This is a genomic window from Streptomyces sp. NBC_01294, assembly GCF_035917235.1.
Classification (GTDB): Bacteria; Actinomycetota; Actinomycetes; order Streptomycetales; family Streptomycetaceae; genus Streptomyces; species Streptomyces caledonius.
This window is the reverse complement of record NZ_CP108423.1, coordinates 6800215-6819835: the sequence shown is the minus strand read 5'-3', so window position 1 is coordinate 6819835 and position 19621 is coordinate 6800215. Positions and strand designations below refer to the sequence as shown.

The window sequence follows — 19621 nt, the reverse complement described above, 5'->3', positions numbered from 1 at the left end:
ACTGGGGCCGGCACTGAAGACATGACCTTACGGCCGTACCTTCAGGACCCAACAACGTGCCAGGCACGATCCCGTCCACCATCGCTGTTTTCCACGCCGAAGCAGTACTCACAGGAGGTTTCAGAAACCGTGCCAACTAATCAACGTTCCACCCTGAGCTGACCGTGCAGAACGTTTGTCTGCAATCGGTACTGTGCTCCTTAGAAAGGAGGTGATCCAGCCGCACCTTCCGGTACGGCTACCTTGTTACGACTTCGTCCCAATCGCCAGTCCCACCTTCGACAGCTCCCTCCCTTACGGGTTGGGCCACCGGCTTCGGGTGTTACCGACTTTCGTGACGTGACGGGCGGTGTGTACAAGGCCCGGGAACGTATTCACCGCAGCAATGCTGATCTGCGATTACTAGCAACTCCGACTTCATGGGGTCGAGTTGCAGACCCCAATCCGAACTGAGACCGGCTTTTTGAGATTCGCTCCACCTCACGGTATCGCAGCTCATTGTACCGGCCATTGTAGCACGTGTGCAGCCCAAGACATAAGGGGCATGATGACTTGACGTCGTCCCCACCTTCCTCCGAGTTGACCCCGGCGGTCTCCTGTGAGTCCCCATCACCCCGAAGGGCATGCTGGCAACACAGGACAAGGGTTGCGCTCGTTGCGGGACTTAACCCAACATCTCACGACACGAGCTGACGACAGCCATGCACCACCTGTATACCGACCACAAGGGGGGCACTATCTCTAATGCTTTCCGGTATATGTCAAGCCTTGGTAAGGTTCTTCGCGTTGCGTCGAATTAAGCCACATGCTCCGCTGCTTGTGCGGGCCCCCGTCAATTCCTTTGAGTTTTAGCCTTGCGGCCGTACTCCCCAGGCGGGGAACTTAATGCGTTAGCTGCGGCACCGACGACGTGGAATGTCGCCAACACCTAGTTCCCAACGTTTACGGCGTGGACTACCAGGGTATCTAATCCTGTTCGCTCCCCACGCTTTCGCTCCTCAGCGTCAGTAATGGCCCAGAGATCCGCCTTCGCCACCGGTGTTCCTCCTGATATCTGCGCATTTCACCGCTACACCAGGAATTCCGATCTCCCCTACCACACTCTAGCTAGCCCGTATCGAATGCAGACCCGAGGTTAAGCCTCGGGCTTTCACATCCGACGTGACAAGCCGCCTACGAGCTCTTTACGCCCAATAATTCCGGACAACGCTTGCGCCCTACGTATTACCGCGGCTGCTGGCACGTAGTTAGCCGGCGCTTCTTCTGCAGGTACCGTCACTTTCGCTTCTTCCCTGCTGAAAGAGGTTTACAACCCGAAGGCCGTCATCCCTCACGCGGCGTCGCTGCATCAGGCTTTCGCCCATTGTGCAATATTCCCCACTGCTGCCTCCCGTAGGAGTCTGGGCCGTGTCTCAGTCCCAGTGTGGCCGGTCGCCCTCTCAGGCCGGCTACCCGTCGTCGCCTTGGTGGGCCATTACCCCACCAACAAGCTGATAGGCCGCGGGCTCATCCTTCACCGCCGGAGCTTTCAACCCCTACCCATGCGGGCAGGAGTGGTATCCGGTATTAGACCCCGTTTCCAGGGCTTGTCCCAGAGTGAAGGGCAGATTGCCCACGTGTTACTCACCCGTTCGCCACTAATCCACCCCGAAGGGCTTCATCGTTCGACTTGCATGTGTTAAGCACGCCGCCAGCGTTCGTCCTGAGCCAGGATCAAACTCTCCATGAATGTTTACCCGTAATCGGGTGCACACATCACTTAGAGCGGGCACGTCAGGTCGGAATAAGACCGACGCGCCACAACGTCCTCGCTGTGTAATTGCCTGCGAGCATCATCCAAAGACGACCCCGCAGGTCTTTTTCAAAGGAACCTCATCCACTGAAATGGACGGGGTATCAACTTTTGGCGTTGATTTTTGGCACGCTGTTGAGTTCTCAAGGAACGGACGCTTCCTTTGTACTCACCCGCAGCTACATTCGCTGGGGCTTTCCTCCGGGCTTTCGTTCTGTTCTTGCGTTTCCGACTCTATCAGACTCTTTCGTGTCCGATTTCCTCGGCGCTTTCCAGGTATTCGCTTTCGCGTTTCCCTTTCCGGCGATTCCGACTCTATCAGCGATTTCCCGTCCCCCTGACCACTCGCCGCATTACCGAAAGGGCATGCAAGAGTGATCTTGAGATCAAGATCGATACTGGAGAGTTGGAGTCCCGTCCATCGGCCGTTCGCGAAAAGTTCACACGAGGCGTCCCGGCAGGAGTCACGACAGTACCGCTCTGGGGGTGCCCAAGCAAATCGATTCAGGCGTATGGTCTAGTCCACCGGTCTAGTCCACTAGTCTCCGTGCCGAAGGGCCAGCCCGGATCGGGATCGACATCGGGCGAACCCGAACATCTTGTGCCATATCCTTCTGAAGAGTACGCCGTTCGCAACAGGCAGTGACGGCGACACGAAGAGCCCCACCCCTGGGAGGCCCCCATGACCAGCGTGACGTCCCCACTTGCCGGGCGCGCCATCGGACTCGCGGCAGTGCCCGATCCGGTGTTCTCCGGCGCGATGGTGGGACCGGGCACTGCCATTGATCCCGTGCGCGAGCCCTCGGAGGCGGTGTCCCCCGTCGACGGTGTGGTCGTCTCCCTGCACCCGCACGCGTACGTAGTCGTCGACGGCGAGGGTCACGGTGTCCTCACGCACCTCGGGATCGACACGGTCCAGCTCAACGGCGAGGGCTTCGAGCTCCTCGTGAACAAGGGCGACACCGTGACCCGCGGCCAGGCCGTCATCCGTTGGAACCCCACTGCGGTCGAGGCCGCCGGCAAGTCGCCGATCTGCCCCGTCGTGGCGCTCGAGGCGACGGCCGACTCCCTCGCCGACGTCGTCGAGTCCGGCGACGTGAAGGCTGACGACGCTCTCTTCAGCTGGCAGTGACGCGTCCGCCTGCAGAGGCGAGTCGGACATCCACCGCGGCGGGTCGGACCGCCGCTCAATCGGAGACGGGTGAAATGGAGACAACGCTGCGAGGCGTCGGCGTGAGCCACGGTGTGGCGATCGGCGAGGTTCGGCACATGGGTACGGCGGTGCTCGAACCGCCGGCCAAGCAGATCACCGCGGATGAGGCGGCGCGCGAACAGGGGCGCGCCCGTCAGGCCGTGAGTGCGGTGGCCGCCGACCTGATCGCGCGTGGCCAGCTGGCCGGTGGCGAGGCCCAGCACGTGCTCGAGGCCCAGGCGATGATCGCCGAGGACCCCGAGCTGATGGCGGACGTCGACCGGCGCATCGCCGTCGGCAGCACCGCCGAACGCGGTGTGTACGACGCCTTCGCCTCCTACCGCGATCTGCTCGCGGGGGCCGGTGAGTACATGGCCGGCCGGGTGGCCGACCTGGACGACGTGCGCAACCGCATCGTGGCGCGGCTGCTGGGCGTGCCGATGCCGGGCGTGCCCGACAGCGACGAGCCGTACGTGCTCATCGCGCGGGACCTGGCTCCCGCCGACACGGCTCTGCTCGACCCGGCGCTCGTCCTCGGTTTCGTGACCGAGGAGGGCGGGCCGACCAGCCACAGCGCGATCCTCGCGAGGGCGCTGGGCGTACCGGCGATCGTGGCGCTGCCGGGTGCCGGTGAGATCGCCGAGGGCACCCTGATCGCCGTGGACGGCAGCACGGGTGACCTGTTCGTCGACCCGTCCCCGGAGAAGCGGGCCGAGCTGGAGGCCTCGGCCGCCGAGCGCAAGGCGGCTCTGGCCGCCTCGTCCGGTCCGGGCGCGACCTCCGACGGTCACAAGGTGCCGCTGCTGGCCAACGTCGGCGGTCCCGCGGACGTACCGGCGGCCGTCGAGGCGGGGGCGGAGGGTGTGGGTCTGTTCCGCACCGAGTTCCTGTTCCTGGACGACAGCAAGAAGGCGCCGTCCGAGGAGAAGCAGATCGAGTCCTACCGCAAGGTGCTCGAAGCCTTCCCCGAGGGCCGTGTCGTCGTACGTGTGCTCGATGCCGGCGCCGACAAGCCGCTGGACTTCCTGACGCCGGCCGACGAACCGAACCCGGCGCTGGGCGTGCGCGGGCTGCGCTCGCTCCTGGACCACCCGGACGTGCTGCGTACGCAGCTCACCGCCCTGGCCAAGGCGGCCGAGGGGCTGCCGGTCTACCTCGAGGTCATGGCCCCGATGGTGGCGGACCGGATCGACGCCAAGGCGTTCGCCGACGCGTGCCGGGAGGCCGGTCTGCGCGCGAAGTTCGGCGCGATGGTGGAGATCCCCTCCGCCGCGCTCCGGGCGCGTTCCATCCTCCAGGAAGTCGAGTTCCTGTCGCTGGGCACCAATGACCTGGCCCAGTACGCCTTCGCCGCCGACCGTCAGGTCGGTGCCGTCTCCCGGCTGCAGGACCCGTGGCAGCCCGCGCTGCTCGACCTCGTCGCCATGTCGGCCGATGCGGCCAAGGCGGAGGGCAAGAGCTGCGGTGTCTGCGGCGAGGCCGCTTCCGACCCGCTGCTGGCCTGTGTGCTGACGGGTCTGGGTGTCACCTCCCTGTCGATGGGTGCCGCTTCGATTCCCTATGTGCGGGCGACGCTCGCCAAGTACACGCTGGCGCAGTGCGAGCGTGCCGCGGCGGCGGCTCGTGCGTCGGACAGTGCCGAGGAGGCCCGCGTGGCCGCCCAGGCGGTGCTCTCCGGCGAGTAGCCGCAGGGTGTGGTGTGGATGATCGAGGGGCCTTCGCCGGTGGCGAAGGCCCCTCGATCGTCTAGTGGTGCGGGCCCGGGGCGTCGACCTCGTAGCCGGGGCAGTATTCGACGCCCGGTTCGGGGGCGACGGGGTCGCCGGTGTCGGCGTCCGTGCAGTAGGCGTTGAAGACGGCCGCCGCGGAGAGCACGGTGAGGCGGCCGCGGTCCAGGCGCCAGCCGTGGACCCGGTCGCGGTGGCCCTCGGTGGTGCTGCGCACCACCAGTCCCCCGGGTCCGCCGAGGGCGAGCCCGGCGGCGAGGACCGTCACGAAGTCGAGGCCGTCACGGCCCTCGACGCGGGGCGGGGTGTCCGGATCGTCGGTGGTCTCGGCGTGCAGGACGGCGACGAGCTGCTGCGTATAGGTCGGGATGCTGCAGACGAAGTGGTGATGGCCGGGGCCGGCGCCGGCCACGAGGCGTGTGAGCGCTTCGGTGGCCCGCTCGAAGGAGGCGTGGCCGATGTCCTCGCCGCAGTCCGCGCAGCGGCCGACTTCGGCGAGGAGGGTGGTGGCGTACTCCCAGGTGGCCTGGCGGACGGCCTCGTCGACGAGGAGCGGGACGAGTTCGTCGATGGGCTGGCCGGTGTAGGGCAGAACGGCGCCGCTGCCGGCCAGGTCCGCGGTGAAGCGGCTGCGGGTCTCGGCCGTGTCCGGGTCGAGGCCGTTCTCCCCGCAGTAGTCGGCGTACTCCTCTGGATCGAAGAGGGCGACGGTGGTGTGGATGCCCTGGGCCGCGAGGGACCGGAGCAGGCCCTCGACGTGGCGGAGGTAGTCGGTGTAGTCGTCGTGGTCGTCGAAGGTGAAGCTGCGGTAGCCGCGCATGGCCGCGAAGTCCCCGGCGTCGGCGAGCAGGCCGACGGTGCTGGGGACCTCGCGGCGCAGCGTGCGGCGCCGGTCGGTGGTGCGGGTCCGGTGCGTACCGGTGTCGTTCGTCTTGCGTGGCATGGCTCCCCCTGAGTGCCGCAATCACTTGCTCACTCAGAGTAATCAGCGCCACTGACAGTGGCCTCAGCCGCGGGTGCGGGCCAGCTCCTCGTAGAAGCGGAGGAGGTCGAGGTTGTCGACGGAGCCCGGGTTGACCGCCTTGGCCAGCGGGGCGCCCTGGAGGAGTCGCTTGACCGGGACCTCGATGCGCTTGCCGGTGAGGGTGTGCGGGATGCCCGGGACCTCGATGACCTCGTCGGGGACGTGGCGCGGGGAGAGCTCCTCGCGGATCGTCGCCTTGATCCGGGCGCGCAGGTCGTCGTCGAGGGTGGCGCCGGGGGCGAGGTGGACGAAGAGCGGCATCCAGTAGCCGCCGTTCGGCTCCTCCAGGCCGATGACCAGGGACTCCTTGATCTCGGGGAGGCGTTCGACGGCCTCGTAGATGTCGGCGGAGCCCATCCGGACGCCCTGGCGGTTGAGCGTGGAGTCGGAGCGGCCGTGGATGATCACCGAGCCGTGGTCGGTAATCGTGATCCAGTCTCCGTGGCGCCAGACGCCGGGGAACATCTCGAAGTAGCTGTCGCGGTAGCGGCTGCCGTCGGGGTCGTTCCAGAAGTGGATCGGCATGGACGGCATGGGGTTGGCGACGACGAGCTCGCCGACCTCGCCGATGACCGGCTTGCCGGACGGGTCCCAGGACTGGAGGTCCGTGCCGAGGCAGGCGGCCTGGAGCTCGCCGATGTGGACCGGGAGCGTGGGGACGGCGCCGGCGAAGCAGCTGCAGACGTCGGTGCCGCCGCTGACGGAGGCGATCCAGAGGTCCTCGGCGACCTCGTCGTGGAGCCAGCGGAAGCCGTCGGGCGGGAGCGGGGAGCCGGTGGTGGCCACGCACTTGACTGCGGAGAGGTCGAAGTCGCGGGAGGGGTGGACCTCGGCCTTGCGGCAGGCCATGACGTAGGCGGCGGAGGTCCCGTACAGGGTCGCCCCGGTGCGCTCGGCGATGCGCCACTGGGCGCCCGTGTCGGGGTAGCCCGGGCTGCCGTCGTAGAGGACGACGGTGGTGCCGGTGAGCAGGCCGGAGATGAGGAAGTTCCACATCATCCAGCCGGTGGAGGTGTACCAGAAGAACCGGTCCTCCGGGCCGAGGTCGCAGTGCAGGCCCAGCTGCTTGAGGTGTTCGAGGAGGATCCCGCCCTGGGACTGGACGATGGCCTTGGGCAGGCCCGTCGTACCGGAGGAGTAGAGGACCCAGAGGGGGTGGTCGAAGGGGACCGGCTCGAAGACGGGCTCGGTGGCCGCCTCGGTGAGGGCGGACCATTCGAGGGCGCCCTCGGGGGCGGGCGTGCCGAGGAGCGGGATGTGGACGACGGCGCGCAGGGAGGGGAGCTCCTCGCGCAGCTCGGCGACGGCGTCGCGGCGGTCGTGTTCCTTGCCGCCGTAGCGGTAGCCGTCCACGGTGAACAGGACGACGGGCTCGACCTGCTGGAAGCGGTCGAGGACCGCGCGGGCGCCGAAGTCGGGGGCGCAGGAGGTCCAGACGCCGCCGACCGCGGCGGTGGCGAGGAGGGCGACGGCGGCCTCGGGGATGTTGGGGAGGTAGCCGCTGATCCGGTCGCCGGGGCGTACGCCGAGGGCGCGCAGTTCGGCGGCGAGCGACCCGACCTGGCGGCGGAGCTCGGCCCAGGTGACGGGGACGGACTCGTGGGTCTCGTCCACGTACAGCAGGGCGGGGTCGTCGGCGCGGGCCGGGTCCTCCGCGGCGCGCAGCGCGTGCTCGGCGTAGTTGAGGGTGGATCCCGTGAACCAGCGTGCGCCGGGCATGGAGCGGTCGGCGAGGACGGATGCGTACGGGGTGGTGAACCGGACGTCGAACCACTCGGCGACGGCCTGCCAGAAGGTGTCGAGCTCGTCGACGGACCAGCGGTGCAGGGCGGGGTAGCCACCGTCGGCGGGGGCTCCGAAGCGCTGCGCGGCCCAGGCCTGGAAGGCGGTGATCCGGGCCGCGGCGATCCGGTCGGGGCCCGGCGCCCAGAGGGGTTCCGGCTGCGTGGCTGAGGTCATGGATCGGCTCCCGGTCAAGTCTGCGGCTCGCGCGTCGTGTGCGTACGGTGCCGGCGCGCGGAGGGTGTGCGCGTGGCGGCTCACAGGGACGATGCCATGTGATCGACCGCTGCACCAGGGTCGACCTGGCCGGTCGGGTGATGGCCTCGGGGGTGTCCTGCCGATCAGGCCGGATCAGGGCGCGGTGCCGGACGCCGCGAGCCCGGCCTGATCGGCGGGACACCCCCGGGAGTGCCGCTGCCGGGTGAACGGGAGTTGAACGCCGTCTCTTCGGCCGGGGGCCGGTGGCAGGGTGATCGGCATGGACGGTCGTGATCTGGTACGTGCGGTCAAGGACATCGGTACGGAGCGCGGTCGGCGCGCCTGGCTCTCGGCGTGGCGCCACCGGCGCACGGACGCGGTGGGGCTCCCGCGCCGGGGCGCGGAGCGGGCGCGCGTACCGGGGCTGCTGACCGGTACGGAGCCCCGGCCCGGCGGGGGTGTGCTGCGGTTCGCGCGCTCGGAGCTGCTGGTGCGGGTGATGGTGGGCGGCACGGTGTTCTGGAGCTGGGACGGCGCCGGGCCGACGCCCTCGTACGCGGTGGTGGGCAGCGGGCCGGAGCCGGACCCCCGGGCCGTGCTGGAGCCGGACACCGGGGGCGGCTGGCGGGTGGTGTCGGAGCGGGTGACGGTGGCGGTGTCCCGGCACGGGGCGCTGGAGGTGCGCACCCCGGGCGGGACGGTGCTGCGGCGGGAGGCGCCGCCGCGGTGGTGGGAGCCGGCGGACGCCGCGCAGGGCGTGGGGCCGGATCGGGTGCCGGGCCCGGGGCCGGAAGGAACGCCGGGCGGGGTGCGGGGAGGGGTGCCGGGCGGGGCCCGGTGGTCGCTGCGGAGCGAGGTGCCGGCCGACGCGCGGTTCTTCGGGCTGGGCGGGCGGGCCACGGGGCCGAGGCTGCGCGACGGGACGTACCGGCTGTGGAACACGGACCCGAAGGGGGGCTTCGGGCCGGGGGTCGATCCGCTGTACCTCACGATGCCGGTGCAGATGGTGGTCGCGGACGCGGGCACGCACCTGGTGTTCCACGACAACTCCTGGGACGGGCGGGTGGTGCTGCGCGAGGGCGAGGAGGGCGCGGGCTCGGGGGCGGACCGCCCGGGGGCGAGCCAACTGCGCATGGAGGGCGGGCCGCTGCGGTGCTGGGTGCTGGTGGGGACTCCGGCGCGGGTGCTGCAGGGCTGGTCGGCGCTGACGGGCGCGGCTGCCGTGCCGCCGGAGTGGGCGCTGGGGTACCAGCACGCGCGGTGGGGGTTCGGGAGCGCGGCGGAGGTGCGGCGGGTGGCCGCGGGGTACGCGTCGCGCGGGCTCGCGCTGTCGGCGGTGCATCTGGACATCGACCACTACGACGGGCACCGGGTGTTCACGGTGGACGAGGAGAAGTTCCCCGATCTGCCGGGGCTGGCGGCGGAGTTGCGGGAGCAGGGGGTGCGGCTCGTCTCGATCGTGGACCCGGCGGTGAAAGTGGGCGACGCGGTGCACTCGACGGGGCTGGCGGTGGGGACGGCGGGCGCCTTCGTGCGGGACGCGCAGGGCGAGGAGGTGCGCGGTGAGGTCTGGCCGGGCGAGTGCGCGTATCCGGACTTCACGGATCCGGAGGTGCGGGAGTGGTGGGGCGGGCTGTACGAGGAGCGGCTCGCGCAGGGCTTCGCCGGCTTCTGGCACGACATGAACGAGCCGGTGTCCTTCACGGCGTTCGGGGACGCCACGCTGCCGAGGTCGGCGCGGCACGCGATGGACGGGGCGGGCGGTGACCACCGCGAGGGGCACAACGTGTACGCGCTCGGGATGGCGCGGGCGGGGTGGGAGGGGCTGGTGCGGCTGCGGCCGGACGAGCGGCCGTTCCTGTTCTCCCGGTCGGGGTGGGCGGGCATGCAGCGGTACGGGGGCACGTGGTCGGGCGATGTGGAGACCAGCTGGGAGGGGCTGCGGGCCTCGCTGGCGCTGGTCCTGGGGCTCGGGCTGTGCGGGGTGCCGTACTCGGGGCCGGACGTGGGCGGCTTCGGTGGGTCCCCGTCGCCGGAGCTGTACGTGCGGTGGCTGCAGCTGGGGGCGTACCTGCCGCTGTTCCGGACGCACTCGGCGATCTGGGCGGGGCGGCGGGAGCCGTGGGAGTTCGGGCCCGAGGTGGAGGAGCAGGCGCGGGCGGTGATGGCGGAGCGGGAGCGGTTGCGGCCGTATTTCGTGACGCTGGCCCATCTGGCGCGGCGGACGGGCGCGCCGTACGTGCGGCCGGTGTGGTGGGGGGCGCCGGAGGAGCGGAAGCTGCGGGACTGCGAGGACGCGTTCCTGCTGGGCGATGCGCTGCTGGTCGCGCCGGTGCTGGAGTGCGGGGCGGACCGGCGGGCGGTGCGGCTGCCGCGGGGGCGGTGGTACGACACGGCGACCGGGGCGGCGTACGAGGGGCCGGGGCAGATCCTGCTGGACGCGCCGCAGGGGCGGATCCCGGTGCTGGCGCGGGCGGGGTCTGTGCTGCCGGTCCGCTCCGCGGGGGGTGCCGGGGTGACCCTGGAGGTCTGGGCGCCGGCGCGGGGGCGGACGGGCGGTGGGGTGGTGATCCGGGACCCGGGGCCGGGGTTCGGGGCGGGTGAGGTGGAGCGGTACACCGTGCGGTGGGAGGGGGACGCGGTGGTGGTGGAGGACGAGGCGGGGGTGGCGGTGCCGGGGGTCTGCGTGCGGGGGCGCTAGCGCGCGGCCTTGCGGTGGGGGGTGGCCTGGGCGGGGGGGCCGCTTCAGGACCGGGGCTCCGCCCCGAACCCCGCGCCTCAAACGCCGGCGGGGCTGGATGGGGGAGGCCGAGCCAAGGATCGGGCGGGCATGGCCGAGGAGTGGCCGGGCGAGTGGGGCTGAGTGCCGCTTCAAGACCGGGGCTCCGCCCCGAACCCCGCGCCTCAAACGCCGGCGAGGCTGAAATGGGGCCGGGCGGGTGGGGTGGGTGCCGCTTCAAGACCGGGGCTCCGCCCCGAACCCCGCGCCTCAAACGCCGGCGAGGCTGGATTCGGCCCGGCGGGGCTGGAATGGGCCGAGGGGGCTATTGGGTGTAGTGGCCCTTGAACCAGGCGGTGGCTGCCTGGGTGTGGAGGGGGAAGGCCAGGGGGGTTGGGGTGCGGAGGGTGTGCCAGCCCGTGGTTTCGTCCGTTGGCTGAGAGGCGGGGAGGTCGGACGCGGGGCGGGGCGGGAGGAGGCCGAAGAGGAGGAGGTGGCCCGCCGGGGAGCTCAGGGCGTCGGCCAGGGTGACGTCCGAGGCGGACGCCGTGATGCCGGTCTCCTCGCGCAGTTCGCGGACGACCGCGTCGCGCCAGTCCTCGCCGAAGTCGATGAACCCGCCGGGCAGGGCGACGCCGCCGAGGGCGGGTTCGATCGTGCGCGTGATGACCACGAGGCCGGTGCCGTCCGCGTCCTCGACGGGGAGGAGGGTGACGGCCACCGGGAGCGGGTTGCGGTAGGCGGTCGCTCCGCAGGCCGTGCAGGTGCGGGGCCACGTAGGAGTGGAGTACGGCGCTCCGCAGGTGGAGCAGTGCGAGTCCTTCAGGTGTGCCGGCATCCGGCGATGGTATGCCAAGGGGTATGCGGATGGCGGCTGTTGTGGGTCTGCTCGCAGTGCTGGCCGGAGGGGCTACCGCGCCCGACGGGTTCGTGGTGCTGCGCGAGGTGGATCCGGGCATCGGGCAGGACATGCGGTACGCCGGTGCGCGGAACTTCACCGGCGGGGTCGTGGACGGGTACGAGGAGCCGGAGTGCCTGCTGGCCCGGCCCGCCGCCGAGGCGTTGCGGCGGGCGCAGCGGAGGCTGTTGCGCCGCGGGTACTCGCTGCGGGTGTACGACTGCTACCGGCCGCAGCGGGCGGTCGACCGGTTCGTGTGGTGGGCCCGGCAGCAGGACGGGCCGGGCGACCGGGAGAGGAAGGCGGAGTTCTATCCGCACGTGGAGCGGAGCCGGCTGATTCCCGACGGGTACATCGCGGAGAAGTCCGGGCACAGCCGCGGGAGCACGGTCGACGTGACCCTGGAGGAACTCTCGGGCCGGGAGGTCGACATGGGGACCGCCTTCGACTTCTTCGACCCGCTCTCGCACACCGACGATCCGCGGGTCACGGGCGCCGTCCGGGCCAACCGGCAGCTGCTGAAGCGGGTGCTGGCCGAGCAGGGGTTCGTGAACCTTCCCGAGGAGTGGTGGCACTTCACGTACAAGCCCGAGGCGTACCCGGACACGTATTTCGATTTCCCGGTCGCTGTCGCCGCGGTCCGGCCGTGAGTACCGTGCCCGCATGACTTTCAGCTCGTACGAGGAATTCTGGCCGTATTACGTCGCGATGCACTCCCGCGCCGCCACCCGCTGGGTCCATCTCGCCGGCACGCTCACCGGTCTGGCCGTGACCGCCTACGGGCTGGCGCGCGGCCGCAAGCGCTACCTCGCCGCCCTGCCCCTCATCGGCTACGGGACGGCCTGGCCCGCGCACTTCCTGATCGAGGGGAACAATCCGGCCACCTTCGGCAATCCGGGATGGTCGCTGCGCGGGGACGCGCAGATGATCCGGATGATGCTGGCCGGGCGGGACGCGGAGCTGGGCGAGATCGCGCGGAAGTGGCTCGCCGAGAACGGGTGACCCGGCCGCCCTCCCGTGACAGACTTCTGACGATCCGTCAGTTCTCTGGCATGGGAGGGGTCTTGGAACGCACACGTACACCCGTCGTGAGCGGGTGGTTCACCGAGGACGCGGCCGGAGGCGGCTTCCGGCTGCTCGGCACCCGGTGCTCGGCCTGCACCGCGGTGTTCTTCCCGCGCGAGGACGCGTACTGCCGCAACCCGCACTGCCCCGGCGGGGGCGAGCTGGCCGAGGTGCCGCTGTCCCCGCGGGGCCGGGTCTGGTCCTACACCGACGGGCGCTACCGGCCGCCCGCCCCGTACGTCTCCGACCCGGCCGCGCCCTGGGACCCGTACACGCTGGTCGCGGTGGAGCTGGAGGCCGAGGGGATGGTCGTGCTGGGGCAGGCCGTGCCCGGGGTGGGGGTCGCCGATCTGGCGGTGGGGATGGAGGTCGAGGTGGTCGGCGGCGTGCTGAACGAGGACGCCGGGACCTCCTGGACCACCTGGCGGTTCAAGCCGGTGGGAGGGGCGGCATGAGCGCCGACATCGCCGTCCTCGGGGCGGGCATGCACCCCTGGGGCAAATGGGGCCGCAGCTTCGTCGAGTACGGGCGGGCCGCCGCGCGGGCAGCGCTCGCCGACGCCGGACTGGACTGGACGGACGTGCAGTCGATCGTGGGCGCCGACACCGTGCGCTCCGGATACCCCGGTTACGTGGCCGGCGCGACCTTCGCGCGGGCCCTCGGCTGGCAGGGTGCGCGGGTGACCAGCGTGTACGCGGCCTGCGCGTCCGGGGCGCAGGCGATCGGGGCGGCCCGTGCCCAGATCCTGGCGGGCCTGGCCGACGTGGTCCTCGTGGTCGGCGCGGACGCGGCGCCCAAGGGGTTCTTCGCACCGGCGGGGGGCGACCGGCCGGACGATCCGGACTGGCTGCGGTTCCGGGTGCTGGGCGCCACCAACCCGGCCTACTTCGCGCTCTACGCCCGTCGCCGGATGGCCGTCCACGGGGACACCCCGGAGGACTTCGCGCTGGTCAAGGTGAAGAACGCGGCGGCCGGGCGGCTCAACCCGAACGCCCGATACCGCAAGGGCGTCACCGCCGAGGAGGTCGCGGCCTCCGCGGTGGTCGCCGATCCGCTCCGGCTGCTCGACATCTGCGCCACCTCCGACGGGGGCGCCGCGCTGGTGCTCACCAGCATGGACTTCGCGCGCTCGCGCGGGGTGGCCGATCCGGTGCGGATCCGGGCTGTGTCGACGGTGACGCCCACCTACCCGCGGACGGTGCTGGACCTGCCGGACATCGCCACCGACTCGGCGGTGGCCGTGGAGCCGGCCGCCGGATCCTTCCGCTCCTCGATCGCGCGCGCCGCCTACGAGGAGGCGGGGCTCGGTCCGGACGACCTGTCGCTCGCCGAGGTCTACGACCTGTCCACCGCCCTGGAGCTGGAGTGGTACGAGGACATCGGCCTGTGCGGGGAGGGCGAGGGGGCGAAGCTCCTGCGCGAGGGGGCGACGGCCCTCGGGGGACGGATCCCGGTCAACACCAGCGGTGGGCTGGCCTCCTTCGGGGAGGCGGTCCCGGCGCAGGCCATCGCACAGGTGTGCGAGTTGACGTGGCAGCTGCGCGGGACGGCCGGGGAGCGGCAGGTGCCGGGTGCGCGCGCCGGGATCACCGCCAACCAGGGGCTGTTCGGGCACGGTTCGGCCGTCGTCGCCGTGCGCTGAACAGCGCGTGTTGTCCGAACGCTTGACGGCCCCCGGCAGCAGGTTCACACTCGCTCCACAGTCCCGCGGCCACCGGGACCCCGGAACCCCCCGTGAGAGCTGCGGCCCGTACCCCAGTCGGCGGGGGTACGGGTCGCCTCCATGTCGGGCCCGTCGAGCAGGCCCCGTACGCGGCTCCTCGTACGGGCTGTTGAACGGGTTCTCGTACGGGCCCCCCTTGCCGGCCCCCGCGCGGTCCGGTGCGCGGCGTGCGCGGCGGTGTCAGGCCCCCGCCGAGAGGCTCCGGCGCCGTTCGCGGGCCAGGGACATCGCGTGTTCCACGACCCCCACCAGCACGTCCTTCACGGATTCCCGGTCCCGCGCGTCGCACAGCAGCACCGGAACCCCCGGATCGAGGTCGAGTGCCGTCCGTACGGTCATCACGGGGTGCCGGTCCGCGCCGTCGAAGCAGTTGACCGCGACGACGAACGGGATCGAGCGCCGCTCGAAGTAGTCGATGGCGGCGAAGCAGTCGGCGAGGCGGCGGGTGTCCGCGAGGACCACCGCGCCGAGCGAGCCCTGGGCCAGCTCGTCCCACAGGAACCAGAAGCGGTCCTGCCCGGGCGTGCCGAACAGGTACAGCACCAGGTCCTCGCGGAGCGTGATGCGCCCGAAGTCCATGGCCACCGTCGTGGTGCTCTTGCCCTCCACTCCCCCGGTGTCGTCGACACCGACGCCCGGCTCGGAGAGCCGTTCCTCGGTCCGCAGCGGTCTGATCTCGCTCACCGCACTGACCAGGGTGGTTTTGCCCACCCCGAAGCCGCCCGCGACCAGGATCTTCAAGGTCAGCGGTTCGACCGGCGACACCGCGTGCATGGCACCGGTGCGGCTAAAGCGCCCGAAGGCCATCGATCACCTCACGCAGAATGGATTCATCGGGCAGTTCGGCCGGGGGTACCGGCCTGGTCACATGGACCAGTTCCTCGTCGACCAGGTCGCCGATCAGGACACGGACGACCCCGACCGCGAGGTCGAGGTCGGCCGCGAGTTCGGCGACCGACTGTGGTCGGCCCCGGCACAGCCCGAGGATGTGGGCGTGTTCCGGAGAGAGGGTCATGTCCCAGACCGGATCGGCTGCCGCCGCTTCGGCGACGACGAGCGCGATCAGGTCGAGGCGGTGCTGGCCCGCGTGGCTGGTCCGGCCGCGGGTCATCGCGTACGGGCGTACAACGGGACCCGCATCGTCGTCGAACCAGTGCGCGTGGTCTAAGGCAGGGAGGAACGGGTCGACGGGCATGCCGTCGGGTGTGTCGGCGGGATGGTCCTGGCCTGGATCGCTCATGCCGTACGACTCACCCTCCGGCTGGCAGCCCGGTGCGCGGGGCGGTCGCCAGGTGGTCGCCCACTCGCTTGACCATCAGGGTCATCTCGTACGCGACCTGCCCGACGTCGGAGTCGGCGTCGGCCAGTACGGCCAGGCAGCTGCCGTCGCCCGCGGCCATGACGAACAGGAAGGCCTCGTCGAGCTCGACCACGGTCTGACGGACCCGGCCGGACTCGAAGTGCCGGCCGACGCCCTTGGCCAGGCTGTGGAAGCCGGAGGCCACCGCCGCCAGGTGCTCGCTGTCCTCACGGGTCAGGTCCTTGGAGCTGCCGGTGGGCAGGCCGTCGCCGGAGAGCACCACCGCCTTGCGGATGGAACCCACCCGGTCGACCAGCTCGTCGAGGAGCCAGTTGAGCGGGCCGGAGCCGCGGCCCCTGGTGTCGTTGCTGCCGGTCTGCGGTGCGGTCATCGACCGTCCCCCTCGTTCTCGTTCGCGGGACCGCCGGCGGCGGATGTGCCTGCCCCGGTCTCGGTCTGCTGCTGTGCGTGCTGGTTGCGGCCCGCCGTCCAGCCACGCTGGAGTGCGGACATGCGCGTGCGTACGTCATCCGCATCGCGGTCGGCCGCCTGGTCGGGGGCGGCGTCGGCGGGTGCGGACGACGGGGCGTTCTTGAGCTGGGGCGCCAGGCTGGCCTGGCGGACCCGGCGGGGCAGTCCGCCGATGACGGGGCCGGGCGCGGCGTCCGTGTCGTCGGATCCGGCCGCGGAGCCGGAGGCGGGCTGCGGGACCGCTGACACCGGGCGGGGCTCCACGCGGCGGCCGTGCTCGGCGACCAGGGTCGGCGCGGGACGGCGGCGCGGCAGCGGTACGGCGCCCGGGGAGCGGGGGCCGTCGGGGCGCGGGGCCTCCCTGTGCGGAGTGTCCCTGTGCGGAGTGTCCCTGCGCGGAGTGTCCCTGCGCGGGGCGTCCAGCCGGACCGGGCCGCCCGGGGTCTGCGACTCGCCGTCGCGTTCGCCCTTGCGGGAGCCGTTGCGCTCGGCGTGCCGGTCGGTGTGCGGCCGGTCCGCCGGGCGCAGGCCCAGCAGGGCGCTGCGCGGGGTGCCGTTCGGCGGGGTCTCGTCGTCGAGGGTCGCCATGACCGGGCGGGCGGCGCCGCGGCCGTTGATCCCGGTGGGGGCCTCGTCCAGGACGACGGGGTCGTCCAGGCCGTCCAGGCCGCGGCCGACGAGCGGGGCTTCCAGCTCGACCGGGCCGCGCAGGTCGCCGGCCGGCAGCGAGCGGCCGGCGTGCGCGCGCTCCATGGCCGCCGGGGTCAGCCGTTCGGCCGGTATCCGGCCGGGCTGGCCCTGCGGGGCGGGCCGTCCGGGGCGGGCGGACTTGTCGGCGGCCCGGGGGCCGTCGAGCCGTACGCCCGTGCCGTTGGTCTCGGGAGCCTCGGTCAGCAGGGCCACCGGGAGGAAGACCACCGCGGTGGTGCCCCCGTACGGGCTGGGCTGGAGGACCACCTTGACGCTATGGCGCTGCGCGAGGCGGCTGACGACGAAGAGGCCGAGCCGGTCGGTGTCGGAGAGCTCGAACTCGGGGGTCTCGGCGAGCCGGAGGTTCGCGTCGAGCAGCGCCTCCGGGGTCATGCCGAGGCCGCGGTCGTGGATCTCCAGGGTGAAACCGTTCGCCACGCGCTCGCCGTGCACCTGGACCGCGGTGTGCGGCGGTGAGAACACGGTGGCGTTCTCCAGGAGTTCGGCGATGAGGTGGGTGACGTCGGCGACGGCGGGGCCGACGATGCCCAGGCGGGTGAGGCGGCGCACCTCGATGCGCTCGTAGTCCTCGACCTCGGCGACGGCGGCCCGTACGACGTCCATCAGCTGGACGGGCTTGCGCCACTGGCGGGAGGGTGCGGCGCCGGAGAGGATCACCAGGCCCTCGGCGTGGCGGCGCATGCGGGTGGTCATGTGGTCGAGGCGGAAGAGGTCGGCCAGCTCCTCGGTGTCCTCGGTACGGCGTTCCATGGTGTCGAGGAGGGTCAGCTGGCGGTGCAGCAGCACCTGGTTGCGGCGGGCCAGGTTGACGAACACCTCGGAGACGCCGCGGCGCAGGTCGGCCTGCTTGACGGCGGCCTCGACGGCGGCGCGCTGGAGGGTGTTGAGGGCCTGGCCGACCTGGCCGACCTCGTCCTTCTCGTACTCGAGGTGGGGTGCCTCGGTCTCCACGTCCACGTGCTCGCCCGCGGCGAGGCGGCGCATCACGCCGGGCAGGCGGACGCCGGAGGCCTCGTGGGCCTCCTTGCGCAGCCGCGACAGGTCGCGGACGAGGTCGCGGCCGATGCGGACGGAGAGGATCAGGGACACGGTCAGGGCGATGAAGCCGAGGATGCCGGCGGCGGCGGCCTGGATCATGACGTCCATGGCGACCGGCTCGATGCGCTGCTGGTAGCGGTCGCCGGACTCGGTGTTCATGGCGGCCAGGTCGTCGAGGACCCTGGCCGCGGCCTCGTCCCACTGGGCGGCGGTGAGGTTGCGCGGCTTGTTGACCGCGCCGCCGGCGATGAACCGCTCCTCGGCGTCGCGCAGGGGCTGGCTCTCGGGCGCCTTCCAGTACTCCTCGAAGAGCTCCCGGTCCTCGGCGGGGAGGGTCACGAGGTTGAACTCGTAGAGCAGCGTGCGCTTCGCGGCGAAGTCGGAGACGCGGCGGACGTCGGGGGCGGTGATGTTGCGCGCGGCGAGCGCGGAGGCGACGACGGCGTCCTCGCGGGAGAGCAGCTCGCGGGCGCGGCTGATGCCGACGAGGGCGCGGCCCTCCTTGTCGACCTCCACGTTGTCCAGGCCGTGGAGGTTCATCAGGAAGTCGTAGCAGGGGTCGACCAGGCGGTTGTAGAGCTCCAGGGCCTGGGTGGGGTCGAGGGCGTTCTGGTCCACGGCGCGGCGCATGGAGCCGATGCCCTGGAAGGCGGAGACGATCGAGCGCAGGCGGTGGGCGCTCTGCGGGCTCAGTTCGTCGACGACCTTGGCGTCGCGGGCGCTCACGCTGATCTTCTCGACGACCAGGTCGGTTTCGGCGCGGCGCTTGGCGAGTTCGGCCGTGGCGGTGGACGCCCGGGGGTCGCCGAGGACGACGAGGGTCTGGCGCCGTTCCTTCTGGATCACGCGGGCGGCGTCCTCGATGGGGTAGCCGACCTTGTCGATGATGTAGGCCACGTCGAAGAGTTGGATCGCCTCACGGCCGGTGATGACCGTGGCGAAGCCCCAGAGGGCGGTCAGGGAGACGAGCGGCACAAGGAGCAACGCCACGATCTTCCGGCGGATGGATTTCCCGCGAAAGCGCATGGCCTCCCCAGCCTCCCCCAGCTCAACCCCGTTACCGGGGGTCAGTGTTCCGTCATTTAAACGGCGTGAGCCTACTACTGCTGTGGAGTAGGTTCGAAGGCGTGTCCGGACGTTTTCGGCCGGACCCCCGTGCGAAGATCGCCAGTTGTCCGACACATCCGGTCAAGACCGGCCCGATATGTGGCAGATGACACTTGGTGAGGCGTCGATTCCCGCAACCTGATGGATGGCTGGAATTATTCGTTCCGCGATCATTTCCGCCGGTGGAGGTGTCCGTGATGCGGGAATCTCTCGGCGCCGTCGGACGTCTGTCTGTTCAAGGGATCACGCCGGGGTAGACGTGATGGGGAAGCACGGCGGACCGCGCGGTGGGGAGTGAGCGGACCATGGACCGATACGAGAGCGGCGGAGCGGGCTCGGGTGCGGGTGCGGCGGCGGATGCCGGGCGGGGGCTGTGGGTGGAGGAGCCGGCCCGGCGGCGCCGGATGCCCGATCCGGTGCGGAGCTCCGCGGTGCGGGCGGTGTTGATCGTGGCCGTCACCCTGACCCAGGCGACGATCACGTTCTTCCTGACGCTGACCACGTCCTGGCTCGCCTTCCCGATGGCGCTCGGCGCGGTCGCGGGGACGATCGTGGCCACGTGGGGCGTGCTGGACGTGCTGATCACCCGGCAGGCGTGGAACCAGCGCTACGGGGTCCTGTCGGAGCCGAGCAGCACGGCGCGCGCCCGCCGCCGCGAGGCACGCCGGACCGCCGCGGCCGAACGGGCGGCCCGGAAGGCCGCCCCGGCCCGCATATCCCGCGAGGACGGCCCCCTCGCAGGCTTCGGCCGCCGCTGACCGGCACCGGGCCGCCCGACGACTCCCAGCGGGCGCGGCGACGCCGGACGGCGCCCGTGGAGGGCACCCCTGCGCCGATCCGCCCATGGCGCCCACACCCTCCGCCCGCGCGCCCT

Annotated in this window: 15 protein-coding genes and 1 rRNA gene; 8 read left to right on the top strand and 8 right to left on the bottom strand. The window is 71.3% G+C overall.

Annotation, left to right across the window (positions count from 1 at the left end; translation table 11 throughout):
* Nucleotides 1-204 precede the first annotated feature (204 nt).
* Nucleotides 205-1729: ribosomal RNA gene (locus OG534_RS30845) — 16S ribosomal RNA — on the bottom strand.
* A gap of 745 nt (nt 1730-2474) precedes the next feature.
* On the opposite strand from OG534_RS30845, the gene OG534_RS30840 reads away from it, so the two are divergent.
* Together OG534_RS30840 and ptsP are read left to right on the top strand one after the other, a co-directional pair.
* Nucleotides 2475-2924: a PTS sugar transporter subunit IIA gene (locus tag OG534_RS30840; RefSeq protein ID WP_326592410.1), complete on the top strand. Its 450-nt coding sequence runs from the start codon at nt 2475-2477 to the stop codon at nt 2922-2924.
* A gap of 74 nt (nt 2925-2998) precedes the next feature.
* Nucleotides 2999-4669, top strand: a complete 1671-nt coding sequence (ptsP, locus tag OG534_RS30835; RefSeq protein WP_326592409.1) for a phosphoenolpyruvate--protein phosphotransferase — start codon at nt 2999-3001, stop codon at nt 4667-4669.
* A gap of 61 nt (nt 4670-4730) precedes the next feature.
* Here ptsP and OG534_RS30830 read toward each other — a convergent pair whose 3' ends face one another.
* Nucleotides 4731-5654, bottom strand: a complete 924-nt coding sequence (locus OG534_RS30830) for a hypothetical protein (protein ID WP_326592407.1) — start codon at nt 5652-5654, stop codon at nt 4731-4733.
* Nucleotides 5655-5717: 63 nt separating this feature from the next.
* Complete coding sequence (locus OG534_RS30825) at nt 5718-7694, bottom strand: acetoacetate--CoA ligase (protein WP_326592406.1); 1977 nt, start codon at nt 7692-7694, stop codon at nt 5718-5720.
* A 301-nt stretch (nt 7695-7995) separates the two neighbouring features.
* Here OG534_RS30825 and OG534_RS30820 point away from each other — a divergent pair, with 301 nt between their 5' ends.
* Nucleotides 7996-10416, top strand: coding sequence for a glycoside hydrolase family 31 protein (locus OG534_RS30820; RefSeq protein WP_326592404.1), 2421 nt, complete (start codon nt 7996-7998; stop codon nt 10414-10416).
* 343 nt (nt 10417-10759) lie between these two features.
* On the opposite strand, the gene OG534_RS30815 is transcribed toward OG534_RS30820, so the two are convergent.
* Nucleotides 10760-11272 (bottom strand): NUDIX domain-containing protein, encoded by a 513-nt coding sequence (locus OG534_RS30815; protein WP_326592403.1) that lies wholly within the window; start codon nt 11270-11272, stop codon nt 10760-10762.
* 29 nt (nt 11273-11301) lie between these two features.
* Here OG534_RS30815 and OG534_RS30810 point away from each other — a divergent pair, with 29 nt between their 5' ends.
* The 4 genes from OG534_RS30810 to OG534_RS30795 all read left to right on the top strand — a co-directional run bounded on the left by OG534_RS30810 (nt 11302) and on the right by OG534_RS30795 (nt 14039).
* Nucleotides 11302-11982, top strand: a complete 681-nt coding sequence (locus OG534_RS30810) for a M15 family metallopeptidase (protein WP_326592401.1) — start codon at nt 11302-11304, stop codon at nt 11980-11982.
* A 13-nt stretch (nt 11983-11995) separates the two neighbouring features.
* Nucleotides 11996-12334 carry a DUF962 domain-containing protein gene (locus OG534_RS30805; RefSeq protein ID WP_326592399.1) on the top strand — a complete coding sequence of 113 codons (339 nt, stop codon included), beginning with the start codon at nt 11996-11998 and terminating at the stop codon, nt 12332-12334.
* 62 nt (nt 12335-12396) lie between these two features.
* A complete protein-coding gene (locus OG534_RS30800; RefSeq protein WP_326592397.1) occupies nt 12397-12852 on the top strand; it encodes a Zn-ribbon domain-containing OB-fold protein in 456 nt (151 codons plus the stop codon).
* Complete coding sequence (locus tag OG534_RS30795; RefSeq protein ID WP_326592396.1) at nt 12849-14039, top strand: lipid-transfer protein; 1191 nt, start codon at nt 12849-12851, stop codon at nt 14037-14039. Before OG534_RS30800 ends, OG534_RS30795 begins: the two co-directional genes overlap by 4 nt.
* Before the next feature lie 261 nt (nt 14040-14300).
* Here OG534_RS30795 and OG534_RS30790 read toward each other — a convergent pair whose 3' ends face one another.
* From OG534_RS30790 to OG534_RS30775, 4 genes are read right to left on the bottom strand one after another with little or no spacing between them, the layout of a single operon-like run.
* A complete protein-coding gene (locus tag OG534_RS30790) occupies nt 14301-14927 on the bottom strand; it encodes a GTP-binding protein (RefSeq protein WP_398566322.1) in 627 nt (208 codons plus the stop codon).
* The gene (locus OG534_RS30785; RefSeq protein ID WP_326593951.1) at nt 14908-15315 is read right to left on the bottom strand and encodes a DUF742 domain-containing protein; all 408 of its coding nucleotides are present in this window, start codon (nt 15313-15315) and stop codon (nt 14908-14910) included. The genes OG534_RS30790 and OG534_RS30785 overlap by 20 nt, the downstream gene beginning before the upstream one ends.
* Before the next feature lie 55 nt (nt 15316-15370).
* On the bottom strand, nt 15371-15811 hold the full coding sequence (locus OG534_RS30780) for a roadblock/LC7 domain-containing protein (protein WP_326592392.1): 441 nt from the start codon (nt 15809-15811) through the stop codon (nt 15371-15373).
* Nucleotides 15808-18630: a nitrate- and nitrite sensing domain-containing protein gene (locus tag OG534_RS30775; RefSeq protein WP_442807170.1), complete on the bottom strand. Its 2823-nt coding sequence runs from the start codon at nt 18628-18630 to the stop codon at nt 15808-15810. Before OG534_RS30775 ends, OG534_RS30780 begins: the two co-directional genes overlap by 4 nt.
* A 422-nt stretch (nt 18631-19052) precedes the next feature.
* Between OG534_RS30775 and OG534_RS30770 the strand changes: the two genes are divergently transcribed.
* Nucleotides 19053-19505: a hypothetical protein gene (locus OG534_RS30770; protein WP_326592388.1), complete on the top strand. Its 453-nt coding sequence runs from the start codon at nt 19053-19055 to the stop codon at nt 19503-19505.
* The last annotated feature ends 116 nt before the right edge of the window (nt 19506-19621 follow it).